We start from the raw sequence: 12,092 nt of genomic DNA, 5'->3' as shown, positions 1-12,092 counted from the left end.
GACCCGTCCCGCGGGTTCGTCAGCTCTGGCCCTGACCCTGGCCGTAGGGCGGCTGCGGCGGGTTCTGCCACCCGGGCTGCTGCTGGTACGGCTGCTGCGGATAGGGAGGTTGCTGCGGCCAGCCGGGGCCCTGCGGCGGCTGGGCGGGCTGGCTCGGCTTGCGCCGGGCCACCACGGCCCAGATCAGCAGGGCGGTGCCGCCCGCGTCGAAGAGCAGGGAGACCAGGCTGGTGACGGCCACGGTCGTCTGGATGTCCGTCGATGAGGTCATCTGCGGGAACAGCACGTACGAGCGGAAGATGTTGAACAGCAGTCCCAGCAGAAGCAGGATGCAGCCCGCCATGCCGATCATCGCGGCCGAGCCGTGCTCGCGCCGGGCCATCGCGGTCATGACGACGCCGAGGAGCAACAGGATGCCCATCACGGCAAAGGTGAGGATACCGGCGATCGTAGATATCACAGGGAACTCCGTTCGGGGACAACTCGATGACGCTACGGGGATTCGAGTAGATCGTCCACTGCCTTGCTGATCGACCCCTCGTCCAGGCGGCCCTGGTAGCGCACGCCGTTCAGGAAGAGCGTGGGGGTGCCGCGCACGCCGCCGTCGCGGCCGGACTCCTCGTGCAGGGCGATCCGCGCGGCGTGGCCCGGCACGTCGGACCAGGGGTCGATGCCCAGCTCGGCGGCATAGTGCTCAAGGTCGGCGTCGGTGAGGAAGCGCTGGTTGTCGTAGAGGATGTCGTGCATCTCCCAGAACCTGCCCTGGTCGGCCGCGGCCTCGGAGACGATCGCGGCCGACGCGGCCCGGGGGTGCAGCGTGCGGATCGGGTAATGCCGGAAAACCATCCGTACATCAGGATTTTTCCGGAGGATCTCCTCCAGGACCGGGTGCAGTCGCCCGCAGTACGGGCACTCGAAGTCCCCGTACTCGACGATCGTGATCTTGGCGTCCTCGGGCCCGCGCACGTGGTCCGTCGGCCCGACCGGCACCGTGAGCCGGTCGGGCAGCTCCTCGGGCGGCTCGGCCTCGGGTGGCGCGCACACCCCGCCCCGATCCCACGCCAGCCGGAAGATCACCCACCCCAGCAGGGCGGACAGCAGCGACCCGGCCAGGATGCCGATTTTGGCCTGGGCGTGGACGGGCGACCCGTCGAAGGCCAGGTCCACGATGAACAGCGCCACCGTGAACCCGATCCCGGACACGGCCGCCCCGCCCAGCAGCTGGCCCCACACCAGGTTGCCGGGCAGGATCCCCCAGCCGAACCGCAGCGGGAGCCACGTGCCGAGGGAGATCCCGACGAACTTCCCGACCACCAGACCCAGCGCCACCCCGATGGAGACGGGCGAGGTGAGGGCGGCCCGCAGGGTCTCGCCGTCGAGCCGCACCCCGGCGTTGGCCAGGGCGAAGATCGGCACGATCACGTAGCTGCTCCACGGGTGCAGGCGCAGTTGCAGCCGCTCGTTGACGGAGACGGCCCGCTGGACCCGCCGCGTGGCCTCCCTGGCGGCCCGCGCGCTCGGCTCGCTGGTGAACTCCTGCACGGCCTCACCGGCCAGCAGCAGCTTCTGGTCCGTGGGCGCGTAGACGAAGACCAGCAGGCCCAGCGCGATGCCGACCAGCGTCGGGTGGATCCCGCTCTCGAGGGTGGCCACCCAGAGCGCGAACCCCAGCACGACGTAGGCCGGCGCCCGCCAGATCCTCAGCCACCGCAGGGTCACGATGGCCGCGAGGAGCACGACGGCGGTGATGAGCGCGGGGATGGAGAGGCTGGCCGTGTAGAAGATCGCGATGATCATGATCGCCAGCACGTCGTCCACGATGGCCAGCGTCAGCAGGAACGCCCGCAGCGGATCCGGGCACCGGGCCCCCACGACGGCGAGCACGCCCAGCACGAACGCCGTGTCGGTGGCGATGGGCACGCCCCACCCGCCCGCGCCCGGCCCGCCGAAGTTGAGCAGGAGGTAGACGCCGGCCGGCACCAGCATCCCGCCCAGGGCCGCGACGGCGGGCACGGCGATGAGCCGCCGGTCCCTGAGCTGGCCGAGCCGTACCTCGTACGAGACCTCGAGGCCGATGAGGAAGAAGAAGACGGACATCAGCCCGTCGTTGACCCAGTGCCGCAGGTCCAGCGAGAAGTCGGCGTCCCCGAAGGAGATGCCCATGGGGGTATGCCAGAACGCCTCGTAGGTGTCACCCCATGGCGAATTGGCCCAGAGCAGGGCAAGCACCGTGGCCACCAGCAGCACGGTCGTGCTGCCTGCCTCGGTCCGCAGGAACGCCCGCAACATCACAGATCTCCCCCCGAAGATCCAGCGGAGGCATCCGATCCTACGGTGTCCGGAAGAACAGATAGAACGCCGCATCTCGGGCGAGCAGGAACCCGACGATGGCAAGGCCCCAGCTCAGGGCCGATGCCGCGTGCTTGCTCATCCAGGCCCGCAGCCGCTCCAGCTTCGGCTCCAGCCAGGCTCCGGCCACGGCGCGCAGCCCCATGAGCGCCAGCGGCGGCAGGATCATGACGAGCACGTACGCGCCCAGCACCGGCACCCACTGCCCGACGGTCAGCCCCGCCGTGGTCATGATGCCGACCGCGGCGAGGTAGGGCACCATCGTCGCCACCTCCAGCGCCCCGGCGGTCAGCCCCAGCAGCACCATCACGCGCGGACCGCCCACCCGGGGCTCGAAGCGGCGCTCGGGCTTGCCCAGCTTCGCGCGCCGCTTGGGGTCGAGCCTGAAGCTCAGCGCGAACAGCCCCACGCCCAGCACGAGCTGCACCCAGTACGCGGGAGTGCTGCGCAGGACGTCGCCGAAGCGCTCCATCGCCGTGGACAGCCCCAGCATGAGCGCGACCCCCACCAGGAAGTAGAAGAGCGCGACGGTGGCCAGGTAGACGAGCAGCCCGCCCGACCGTTTCGAGGCCAGCAGCAGGTAGACGGGGATGCCGAGGGTGCCGAAGCTGGTGCTGTCGACGAGGGCCAAGGCGGCGAGGGCGAGCAACAGTCCAATCGTCATGCTATCGATCGTGCTGGGTCACGACCGCCGCCTCCTCCTCCAGCGGGCTGAACCGGGCGTACATACTTCTTCGTACGGCGCAGAAAAGGCCGGGTCGCGCCCGGCCTTTCCGGCTACAGGTTCCGCAGGTACGCCAGCGACGGCGCGAAGAAGTACTCGCCGCCCTTCATCGTGACCGTCTGGGCCACCTGGGCCTGCGGCGCCGACAGCTCCGGCTTGCCCCAGACCTTCGGGAACGCGACCTTGATGTCCCGATCGCCCTGCCCGATCACCGGGTCGTGCCCGGTGGCCGGGTTCTCGAAGTCGGGGTTGTCGGCCCACGACTGCTGCGTGAACTCGAACTGGCTCAGCAGGCTGCCGTTGAACGCCATGAACAGCAGCCCGACCTCGCCGCTCGGCCGGGTCTCCGGCGGCGAGTCGTCCCACGGCTCGTCGGTCCGCTCCCCGTACGTCTGGCCGCGCCGCGCCATGAGCACCTCACGCCCGAACGAGCGCGGGTTCGTCTTCCTGATGTGCCCGCTGAACGGGCACTTGCTGCCGTCGTCGCCGTCGAAGGTGAAGTCGTTGGTCACCGGCCCGCCGCCCGCCTTGGGCTTGCTGGTCAGGGGCGTGCCGTCCCTGAACCGGCCGACGATCATGGCGCCCGCCCGGTCGCGGTCGGCGCCGACCAGGCCCAGGCCGTCGGCCAGCTCCTGCTCGATCGTCTTGAACGCCCGTACGTTCTGCTCCAGCTTCCGGAACACCAGGTAGCTGCCGTGGTGGCGGACGGGGTTCGGCGCGAAGGGGTCGGGCACGAGCACGTTGCTCAGCGGGAACGCCGGGTTCCAGTGCTTCTTCGGCTCCTTGTCCACCTCGTCCTTCACGAACAGCGGCTGGCTGCGGCCGTCCACGTATCCGAAGTGCTCGATGCCGTCGCCGGCGGGGTTGCGCATGCCCTGCCCGGTCTCCTCACCGAGCAGCCGCGCGCTCTCCGGCAGCTCGCCGAGGATCTCCTCGCGCAGCGCCGCCACCGGCTCGGGCTCAGCGTCGCCGATCAGGATGACGGCGTGGATCTCCCGCTGGTACGCGCGCTCCCACGTCTCCACGGGCGGGTCGGCGACCTCGGCGACGCGGCGCTTCATGCCGTCGCGGAACACCCGGTCCTCGAACTTGCGCACGTCCTCGACCGAGTGGCCGAGGTCGCGGTAGCCGGCCTTGCTGATGCCGATGCCGACGTACGGCGTGCCGCGGCTGCCTTTCGCGTTGAAGTCGTGCACCTCCTGCAGGTGCCGGCGGGCCGACTTCATCTTGGTGGTCGCGACGTGCCGGAGGAACGCCTTTCCTTCCGCCGCGTCGTTGAACCGGACGAACAGCACGGACAGGTGCTCGCGCACGTGGGCGCGCAGGATGTTCGGCTGGAGATTGTCGAGCATCGCCTTGGTGTCCGCGTCGAGCGTGGCCGAGTCCCAGGCCAGAGGTTGTGCGTTGTTCAGGTCGACAGGCATTGCCGAGTCCCTTCCCCGTTTCGATGTGAAATCGGGCCCCCTATCGCGTCGAACGAGGAACGGCGAATCCCCCGTATTCCAACGCGCCCCACCTGTACGACTCCTGGGAACGCGAGAAGGTTTCCGGGAAAACGGTCGGGTTGCTTTCCCGATCAGCCGACGGTGAGAGCGGTACGCGCCACGCCGCCGTTCTCGCAGCGCACCGTCACCCCGAACCGGCCCGCCTTGACCGCCTTCAGGGCCGACGACCAGGTGGCCGTGGGCGCGGTGGGGCGGTTCCGGACGGTGGCGAAGGCGTTCGAGGTCACGTCACGCACCGTCGATCCGCCGCAGACCGCTGTCACCCTCACCTGCTGGCCGACCTTGGCCGCGGCGGGGGCGACGCCGACACCCGCGTTGACGGCCGGCACGTCCCCGGACGGCTGCGTGGGGGCGGCCGTGGCCGTGGGGGTGGGCTTGGGGGTCGCGGTGGGGGTGCCGGTGGGCGTGGGGGCCGGGGCGGGGTTGGCCTGCCCGAAGACCACGTCCGAGCAGGAGTAGAACGCCTCGGGGCTGTCGCTGCGCTGCCAGATCGCGTAGATCAGGTGCCGTCCCTGCCGGGCGGGCAGCTTGGCGTTCATCGTGTAGAAGCCGTCCGTCACCACCGGGTTCTGCACGGTCTGGAACGGCTTGGCCTCCAGGTCCGACCACTTCAGCGGCCTGGCCGGGTCGTAGCCGTCCTTGGTGATGTAGAGCTCGAACGATCCCTTGTGCGGCGCGGTCGCCCGATACCTGAACGTGTGGGACGCGCCGCTCGCCAGGGTCGTCGCGGGCCAGTCTGCCCGCGCCTGGTCGAACCCGCGGTATTTGTCCCGCCCCGCGCTGCACAGCTTCCCGTCCGGGATGATCTGGCGGTGCCGGCCCGCCGCGTCGGCGATGTTGACCTCGTTCCAGTCGTAGAGCGGCTGGGTGCCGCCGATGGCCACGGCCTGCTTGCAGGCGGCCGACTTCGGGTTCTCCGGGCCCTCGCTGTAGCAGACCATGGTGCGGCTGGGCGGGTTGCTCATGGTGCCGTGCGCGGAGGCCGTGCCGGGGGCGACGGCGAGCACGAGGAGCGTGGGGGCGGCCAGGGTGGTGGCGACGAGCGCCTTGCGGGTGATCTGCATGTAGATCACCTTGATGCACCCGAAAGAGCGAAACTTCGGGCTTAAGTGTCCTTTAAGGCTGGCTTAGCTGCTATTTCAGTACGCAGCCACACCTGCACCTGGGCCCCGCCCATCGACGAGCGGTCCAGCCGCAGCCGGCCCCCCGTCGACTCGGCGAGCCTGCGCGCGATGTCCAGCCCGAGCCCGGTGGACCCGCTGCCGCTGCTGCCCCGCTCCATCGCCGAGTCCGGGTCCGCGATGCCGGGCCCCGCGTCGGCGATCAGGATGCCGACGGTGTCCTGGCCCTCGTGCAGGGTGACGCCGAACGCCGTGCCCTCCGCCGTGTGCCTGAACACGTTCCCGAGCAGCGCGTCCACCACCGCCGTCAGCTCACCGGCCGGTACGGGCACCCGTACCGGAAGCGTGGCCCCGACCAGCTCCCACGGGCGCCGCTGGTCCTCCGCCAGCGCCGACCAGAACGTCAGCCGCTCGCGCAGCACCTCGGCCGCGTCGCACGACCTGGCCGCCCGCGACGGCCGCCGGGCCGCCGCGATGATCGTGTCCACCTCGCCCTCCAGCCTGGCCAGCGCCTGTCTGCCGGGCTCCGCCTGCGGGCCGAGCTGGTCCAGGCTGAGCTTGAGCGCGGTGAGCGGGGTGCGGAGCCGATGGGAGAGGTCTGCGGCCAGCTCCCGCTCGGCGGCCACGAGCTGGGTGACGCGGTTCGCCATGGCGTTGAACGCGGTCGCCGCCGCCTTGAGCTCGGGCGGCCCGTCGGGGTAGACGCGTTCGCTCAGGTCACCGGCTCCCAGCGCGGTCGCGGCGGTGCCGAGCCGCCGCGCCGAGCGTACGACCCGCGCCCCGAGCCGGTCGCCGACCAGCACCGAGCCGAGCACCAGCGCCACGGCCACCCCGGTCAGCACCGCCCATGACGTGAAGACGCCCCGGTTGAGGTCGGCGGCCGGGACGAACACCTCGATCACCGCGCCCCGGTCCTCGTCCAGCGCGACCGGGCGCAGCAGCACGTATCCGCCGTCCAGTTCGACGGTGCTCGCCCTGGTCTCGCGGGCGGCCCCGGCCACCTCGGCGGCCGGCGCGCGGGAGGTGCCCTGCGTCGCGCCGCCCTTGACGTGGACGGCCAGCAGGCCGCGCCGCCCTGCCTCGGTGCGGGCCATGGCGTGCCCGAGGTCGTCGCTCCTGGTCGTCAGCGCCAGCACCGGGACCAGCGCGGACGCCTGCCGTTCGGCGCCCGCCAGCGCCCTGGTCTGCGCGGTCTCCTTGACGATCAGCGCCAGCGGCACGAGGAAGGCCAGCGCGACCATCGAGGTGACCGCGACCATCAGCACCGCCAGGGTGCGCCTCATCGGGATGCTCTCATCGGGGCACTCTCGTCGCGCGCTCTCATCGGGGTGCCGACAACATCACGCCGACGCCCCGGACGGTGTGCAGGTAGCGCGGCTGGGAGGCGCTCTCGCCGAGCTTGCGCCGCAACCACGACAGGTGCACGTCGATCGTCTGGTCGTCGCCGTACGACTGCCGCCAGACCTCGGCCAGCAGCTCCTGGCGGGTGACGACGCGGTCGGCCCGGGCGGCGAGGTAGGCGAGCAGGTCGAACTCGCGCCTGGTCAGCGAGAGCGGACCGCCGTCGAGCGCGGCCTCGCGCCGGCCCACGTCCACCTCCAGGCCGCCCACGCGGAACATCTGGGGCGCGGACGCGGACCTGGCCCTGCGCAGCACGGCGTCCAGCCGGGCGCTGAGATGGTCACCGGAGAACGGTTTGACCAGGTAGTCGTCCGCGCCCGCCCGTAACAGCCGGACGATCTCGGCCTCCTCGTCGCGGGCCGTGGCCACGATGACCGGCACGTCGGAGACGCCGCGGACCATCCGCAACGCCTCGGACCCGTCCAGGTCGGGCAGGCCGAGGTCGAGGACGACGGCGTCCGGCGGGCGCTGCGAGATCTCCCTGAGCGCGTCGAGCGCGCACCCGGCGCTGCGGACGGCGTGCCCGCGCCGGCCGAGCTCGTGGATGATCGCTGATCTGACGAATTCATCGTCTTCCACTACGAGAACCGTCGCCATGCGCCCAACCGTACCGACGTACCGTACATAATTCGTCTCATGCGTCGAGCCCTTCGATACGCGGCGATCTGGTGCGGGGCGACCGCGGTGGCCGTGTCGGTCTCGTGGTTCGGCGTACGGGGTGTGCTGCGGGACGAGTTCGTGGACGACGTGGACGTGGAGCCGTTCGTCGCCCAGACGATCGCGGCCGAGGAAGCCCCGCTGACCCTCACCAGCCCCAGCCCCACCCCGACCGCCACCCCCCGCCCGAGTCCTGCGCCGAGAAAGCCGGTCAAGAGCCCGGTCGAGAGCCCCGTGAAGAGCCCGGCGAAGAGTCCCGCGCCGAGGAAGCCGCTGAAGGTGGTGAAGGTGAGGGGCGGCGAGGTGGCGTTCACGCTCGGCCCGGAGGGCTGCCGCCTGGTGTCGGCCACCCCGGTCAGCGGCTACACCGCCAAGGTCGCCCACGCGACCGGCTGGATCAGGGTGGACCTGGTCAAGGGCGAGCACGGCACGGGGGTGTTCTGCATCAGCCACGAGCAGCGCACCGACACCTGGGAGTACTGACGAGCGGCGGCCGCCGGGCTACGGCGGGCGTGGTATCCGCACCGCCTCCCTGGGGACGATTCGCCGGCCCGCCCCGGGTGCGAGGGTGGATCACATGGACGCACTTCGCAGGGCCCTGGGCTGGCTCTCGCTGCTGTACGCGCTGATCTTCCTCTCGTTCGGGCTGCTGCACGCCGGGATCGCGTTCGGCCCGGTACGCGAGCCCATGATCGTGCCGGCCGCGATCGTGGAGACGTTGTGCGCCGGGGCCACGTTCGCCGGGGCGTACGGCGTGCTCGCCAAACGCGCGTGGGCCTGGGACGGGCTCATCTACGGCCATGCGGCCGCGCTCGGCGGGGTGCTGATGGGGATCCTGTCGCTCGCGCTCGGGGCGGGCCCGGCGAGCACGCTGCTGAGCTGGTATCACAGCGTGATCGCGGTCCTGCTCGCCACCGGGCTGGCGGGCTCCTTCTACGCGTCCAGAGTGCGCGGGGTCACGGCTCCAGGGTCCGCAGATAGTCGGCGGCCTCGTCGACCTGGTCCTCGGTGAACACGCGGATGCCGTGCTGCTCCAGCAGTGCTGTCGTGACGCCCTGGCCGGGGCCGCGCCGGCCGCTGAACGTACCGTCGTAGATCGACAGCGCGCCGCACGACGGGCTGCCCTCCTTCAGCACCGCCAGCCGGATGCCGTACGAGCGCGCCACGGCCAGCGCCGACCGCGCGCCCGCCAGGAACTCGGCCGTCACGTCGGACCCGTCGCTCGCCAGCACGCGGGCGGCCCCGGACAGGACGGCCGCCCCGCCCGCGCCGCCCTCGATCTCGGCGGCGGGACGCGGGATCGGCAGCCCGCCCGACACCTCCGGGCAGTGCGGCACCAGCCGCCCCTCCTCGCGCCACGCGGCGAGCCGGGCGTCCGAGCTGGTCTTGGCGCGACCGTCGTAGCGGACCCGGCGGCCCATCAGGCAGGCGCTGACGAGGATCCTCTCCATGCCTTCGATCCTATGAGCGCGATCGGCACCAGCGAGACGGCCGCCAGCGCGATCGCGACGCCGAACGCGTACGTGAAGGGCCGCTCCACGCCCGTCCTGGTGAACACCTGCAACAGCACGGCCAGCACCGCCACCCCGAACGGGGAGGCGAGCCGCACCGCGATCGTGCTCAGCGTGGTCGCGGCCGGGATGGCGACCGGCTCCAGCGTCTTGAACGCGGCCGCCATCGCCGACGCCGACACCAGCCCGTGCCCGAGCCCCAGGACGAACATCGGCACGAGACCCCCGAACGCCGCGAATCCCGCGATGCCCGCCACCGCCACGACCACGCCCGCCGCGCCGACGCCGCGCGGCCCCTTGCTGTCGGTCAGCCTGCCCGCGACCGGCATCGTGATCGCCGCGCCGATCCCCATCGGGGCCAGCAGCAGGCCCGCCTCCAGCGCGCTCCCGCCCTGCGCGAGCTGGCTGTAGAGGGGCACGAGCACCGTGAAGCCGAACATGGCGGCCGAGTAGCACACGAGCGCGCCCACCGCGGCGGCGAACTGCCTGTTCCCGAACAACCGCAGATCCAGCAGCGTGCCCGTCGTCCGCAGCGCCCGCACGGCGAACGCGGCGACCAGCGCCACGCCGATCCACAGCGCGGGGTGCAGCGGGGAGGCTCCGTCGCCGATCTCGGACAGCCCGTAGACCAGCGCGGCCAGGCCGGGCGAGAGCACCGCGAGACCCAGCACGTCGAGCCCCTGCGGGTTCGCGCCCGGTTCGCGGGGGAGCAGCAGGAACGCCGCCAGCAGCGCCACCGCGCAGAACGGCACGTTGATCAGGAACAGCCACCGCCAGCCGAGACCCTCCACGATCACCCCGCCCAGCGGCGGCCCGAGCACCGGCACCAGCATCGCCGGGAGCGAGATCATGGCCATCGCGCGGCCCATCCGCTCCTGGCCGGCCGCCCTGGCCAGCATCATCTGGCCGACCGGCAGGAGCAGGCCCCCGCCCAGCCCCTGCACCGCGCGGAAGGCGACCAGGCTCCCGACCGACCAGGCGGCGGCGGTGAGCGCGGAACCCGCGACGAACAGCACGAGCGAGACCAGCCAGACGTTCCTGGCGCCGAACCTGCCCACGGCCCAGCCGGTGACCGGGACCGTCATCGACAGGGCCAGCAGGTAGCCGGTGACCGCCCACTGCATGGTGGCGAGCGTGGTGTGGAAGTCGCGGGCCAGGGTGCCGAGCGCGACGTTGACGATCGTGGTGTCGAGCATCGTCATGACGACGCCCAGGAGGACGACCAGGCCCGTTGTCCGGAGTGAACTTCGTACGCTGTATCGCATGTCGTACACCGTAGCACTTTCGTACAGTGTCTAAGATCTGGGCGTGAGTTCGATCTGGTCCCGTCCCACGCCGCCCCGCCGCCCGGTCCTGACCCGGGAGGCGATCGTGGCCGCCGCCATCGCCGTCGCCGACGCCGAAGGGCTGGCCGCGGTCTCGATCCGGCGGGTGGCCGCCGAGCTGGAGGCGCGGGCGATGACGCTGTACTCGTACATCGAGCGCAAGGAGGACCTGCTCGCGCTGATGCTCGACGAGGTCAGCGCCGAGGTGCTCGTCGAGGAGCCGCTGCCGTCCTCCTGGCGCGAGGCGCTGCTGCTGATGGCGCGGCGGGAGCGCGAGCTGGTGCTGCGGCATCCGTGGCGGGTGGAGCTGATCTCGCAGCGGGTGGCCGTGGGGCCCAACGCGCTGCGGCACGTGGAGCAGAAGCTGGCCGCCTTCGACGGGCTGGGGCTCGACGGGCTGGCCCGGTGGCGGTTCCTGGCGGTGTTCAACGACTACATGACCGGGTTCGTGGTGCGGGAGGCGCAGGAACGCGGGGCGCCCCGGTCGGAGGGGATCAACGAGGCGGAGCGGACGGCCGTGGCGGAGCCGTACATCAAGGAGCTGGTCGAGTGCGGCGAGTTCCCGCGGCTCGCGCCGATGATCGAGCAGGGGGTACGCGGGGCGGACGACAACTTCGAACGCGGCCTCAACTGGGTCCTCGACGGCATCGAACGCGCCATCCCGGAGCGGTAGCGCCGCCCTCGCTTCCGGCCGCCGCGAAATGGGGACCGGGACACTCTGGGGATAGCCTTAGCCCCGATGAACACCGTCATCTCCACGATCGTCATCGTCGTCTCGCTGCTGCTCATGCTGGCGAGCCTGATCGTCGCCGTCCGCAACCGGCCGATGGGCATGGTGCTGCTGGTCGGGTTCGCCGTGCTCGAGGTGGCCGTGCTGGTGCAGGCGGGCTTCGTGATCGCGGCGGTGGCCGGGGGGCAGGGGCCCGCCGAGAAGGTCACGCTCTTCGGCTACGTCGGAGGCCAGGTGGTGATCCCGCCCGCAGGCGTGTTCCTGGCGCTGGCGGAGCGGAGCAGGTGGGGGTCGGCGATCCTGGTCGTGGCGGGGTTCGCGATCGCGGTGATGACGGGGCGGATGCTGCAGATCTGGGCGGGGGGCGCGTGACCGCCTCCATCAGCACCGGGCCCGGACGTGCCCTGATCGCGGTCTACGGGCTGTTCTCGCTGGCCGCCGGGGCTCGCGCGGCGGTGCAGATCGTCTCCAAGTTCGACCAGGCGCCGCTGGCGTACTCGCTGTCGGCCTTCGCGGCCGCCGTCTACATCGCCCTCACCGTCGCGCTCTGGCGCGGGGCACGGCTCCTGGCGCTGGTGGGGCTGGGGATCGAGCTGGTCGGAGTGCTGGTCATCGGCACGCTCAGCCTCCTCGACGCGGCCGCCTTCCCCGACGCGACGGTGTGGTCGGCGTACGGGAAGGGGTACGGGTTCATCCCGCTCGTGCTTCCGGTGGTGGGCCTCTACTGGGTGCTGCGCCACAAACGCTGACCCCCGGTCGAGCCGTGCGT

14 protein-coding genes are annotated in these 12,092 nt (G+C 71.6%); 5 read left to right on the top strand and 9 right to left on the bottom strand.

The genetic code is table 11. From position 1 onward, the window contains the following. Nucleotides 1-19: 19 nt before the first annotated feature. The 7 genes from ABZX61_RS47305 to ABZX61_RS47275 all read right to left on the bottom strand — a co-directional run bounded on the left by ABZX61_RS47305 (nt 20) and on the right by ABZX61_RS47275 (nt 7,697). Nucleotides 20-421: a hypothetical protein gene (locus ABZX61_RS47305; RefSeq protein ID WP_355204945.1), complete on the bottom strand. Its 402-nt coding sequence runs from the start codon at nt 419-421 to the stop codon at nt 20-22. A gap of 71 nt (nt 422-492) precedes the next feature. Next, nucleotides 493-2,289, bottom strand: a complete 1,797-nt coding sequence (gene nhaA, locus ABZX61_RS47300; RefSeq protein ID WP_355204942.1) for a Na+/H+ antiporter NhaA — start codon at nt 2,287-2,289, stop codon at nt 493-495. Between the two features lie 40 nt (nt 2,290-2,329). Beyond that, the gene (locus ABZX61_RS47295) at nt 2,330-3,013 is read right to left on the bottom strand and encodes a GAP family protein (RefSeq protein WP_355204939.1); all 684 of its coding nucleotides are present in this window, start codon (nt 3,011-3,013) and stop codon (nt 2,330-2,332) included. Between the two features lie 113 nt (nt 3,014-3,126). Continuing rightward, a complete protein-coding gene (locus ABZX61_RS47290; protein WP_350740657.1) occupies nt 3,127-4,497 on the bottom strand; it encodes a Dyp-type peroxidase in 1,371 nt (456 codons plus the stop codon). Nucleotides 4,498-4,649: 152 nt separating this feature from the next. After that, complete coding sequence (locus tag ABZX61_RS47285; protein ID WP_355204935.1) at nt 4,650-5,642, bottom strand: lytic polysaccharide monooxygenase; 993 nt, start codon at nt 5,640-5,642, stop codon at nt 4,650-4,652. A 41-nt stretch (nt 5,643-5,683) separates the two neighbouring features. Then, nucleotides 5,684-6,982: a HAMP domain-containing sensor histidine kinase gene (locus tag ABZX61_RS47280; protein WP_355204932.1), complete on the bottom strand. Its 1,299-nt coding sequence runs from the start codon at nt 6,980-6,982 to the stop codon at nt 5,684-5,686. 37 nt (nt 6,983-7,019) lie between these two features. Beyond that, on the bottom strand, nt 7,020-7,697 hold the full coding sequence (locus ABZX61_RS47275; protein ID WP_355204929.1) for a response regulator transcription factor: 678 nt from the start codon (nt 7,695-7,697) through the stop codon (nt 7,020-7,022). A gap of 39 nt (nt 7,698-7,736) precedes the next feature. On the opposite strand from ABZX61_RS47275, the gene ABZX61_RS47270 reads away from it, so the two are divergent. Together ABZX61_RS47270 and ABZX61_RS47265 are read left to right on the top strand one after the other, a co-directional pair. After that, a complete protein-coding gene (locus ABZX61_RS47270) occupies nt 7,737-8,240 on the top strand; it encodes a hypothetical protein (protein WP_355204926.1) in 504 nt (167 codons plus the stop codon). A 94-nt stretch (nt 8,241-8,334) separates the two neighbouring features. Next, complete coding sequence (locus tag ABZX61_RS47265) at nt 8,335-8,769, top strand: hypothetical protein (protein ID WP_355204923.1); 435 nt, start codon at nt 8,335-8,337, stop codon at nt 8,767-8,769. Here ABZX61_RS47265 and ABZX61_RS47260 read toward each other — a convergent pair. Both ABZX61_RS47260 and ABZX61_RS47255 read right to left on the bottom strand, forming a co-directional pair. Further along, the gene (locus ABZX61_RS47260; RefSeq protein WP_350740641.1) at nt 8,714-9,208 is read right to left on the bottom strand and encodes a DUF523 domain-containing protein; all 495 of its coding nucleotides are present in this window, start codon (nt 9,206-9,208) and stop codon (nt 8,714-8,716) included. The genes ABZX61_RS47265 and ABZX61_RS47260 overlap by 56 nt on opposite strands. Then, on the bottom strand, nt 9,178-10,533 hold the full coding sequence (locus ABZX61_RS47255) for a DHA2 family efflux MFS transporter permease subunit (RefSeq protein WP_355204920.1): 1,356 nt from the start codon (nt 10,531-10,533) through the stop codon (nt 9,178-9,180). The genes ABZX61_RS47260 and ABZX61_RS47255 overlap by 31 nt, the downstream gene beginning before the upstream one ends. Before the next feature lie 43 nt (nt 10,534-10,576). On the opposite strand from ABZX61_RS47255, the gene ABZX61_RS47250 reads away from it, so the two are divergent. From ABZX61_RS47250 to ABZX61_RS47240, 3 genes are all read left to right on the top strand, one after another. After that, nucleotides 10,577-11,266, top strand: coding sequence for a TetR/AcrR family transcriptional regulator C-terminal domain-containing protein (locus tag ABZX61_RS47250; protein ID WP_355204917.1), 690 nt, complete (start codon nt 10,577-10,579; stop codon nt 11,264-11,266). 66 nt (nt 11,267-11,332) lie between these two features. Then, nucleotides 11,333-11,695, top strand: a complete 363-nt coding sequence (locus tag ABZX61_RS47245) for a hypothetical protein (RefSeq protein ID WP_350740632.1) — start codon at nt 11,333-11,335, stop codon at nt 11,693-11,695. Beyond that, nucleotides 11,692-12,072, top strand: coding sequence for a hypothetical protein (locus ABZX61_RS47240; protein WP_355204913.1), 381 nt, complete (start codon nt 11,692-11,694; stop codon nt 12,070-12,072). The genes ABZX61_RS47245 and ABZX61_RS47240 overlap by 4 nt, the downstream gene beginning before the upstream one ends. The last annotated feature ends 20 nt before the right edge of the window (nt 12,073-12,092 follow it).

This window comes from Nonomuraea sp. NPDC003709, assembly GCF_040610775.1.
Lineage (GTDB): Bacteria > Actinomycetota > Actinomycetes > Streptosporangiales > Streptosporangiaceae > Nonomuraea > Nonomuraea angiospora_A.
The sequence above is the reverse complement of the archived record's forward strand: the minus strand, read 5'-3'. Positions and strand labels throughout refer to the sequence as shown.

Excerpts from the sequence above, each read along its gene's own strand:
- ABZX61_RS47275 (WP_355204929.1), bottom strand. The coding sequence starts at position 7,697 with ATGGCGACGGTTCTCGTAGTGGAAGACGATGAATTCGTCAGATCAGCG.
- nhaA (WP_355204942.1), bottom strand. The coding sequence starts at position 2,289 with ATGTTGCGGGCGTTCCTGCGGACCGAGGCAGGCAGCACGACCGTGCTG.
- ABZX61_RS47255 (WP_355204920.1), bottom strand. The coding sequence starts at position 10,533 with ATGCGATACAGCGTACGAAGTTCACTCCGGACAACGGGCCTGGTCGTC.
- ABZX61_RS47285 (WP_355204935.1), bottom strand. The coding sequence starts at position 5,642 with ATGCAGATCACCCGCAAGGCGCTCGTCGCCACCACCCTGGCCGCCCCC.
- ABZX61_RS47270 (WP_355204926.1), top strand. The coding sequence starts at position 7,737 with ATGCGTCGAGCCCTTCGATACGCGGCGATCTGGTGCGGGGCGACCGCG.
- ABZX61_RS47260 (WP_350740641.1), bottom strand. The coding sequence starts at position 9,208 with ATGGAGAGGATCCTCGTCAGCGCCTGCCTGATGGGCCGCCGGGTCCGC.
- ABZX61_RS47265 (WP_355204923.1), top strand. The coding sequence starts at position 8,335 with ATGGACGCACTTCGCAGGGCCCTGGGCTGGCTCTCGCTGCTGTACGCG.
- ABZX61_RS47280 (WP_355204932.1), bottom strand. The coding sequence starts at position 6,982 with ATGAGGCGCACCCTGGCGGTGCTGATGGTCGCGGTCACCTCGATGGTC.
- ABZX61_RS47290 (WP_350740657.1), bottom strand. The coding sequence starts at position 4,497 with ATGCCTGTCGACCTGAACAACGCACAACCTCTGGCCTGGGACTCGGCC.
- ABZX61_RS47305 (WP_355204945.1), bottom strand. The coding sequence starts at position 421 with ATGGGCATCCTGTTGCTCCTCGGCGTCGTCATGACCGCGATGGCCCGG.
- ABZX61_RS47245 (WP_350740632.1), top strand. The coding sequence starts at position 11,333 with ATGAACACCGTCATCTCCACGATCGTCATCGTCGTCTCGCTGCTGCTC.
- ABZX61_RS47295 (WP_355204939.1), bottom strand. The coding sequence starts at position 3,013 with ATGACGATTGGACTGTTGCTCGCCCTCGCCGCCTTGGCCCTCGTCGAC.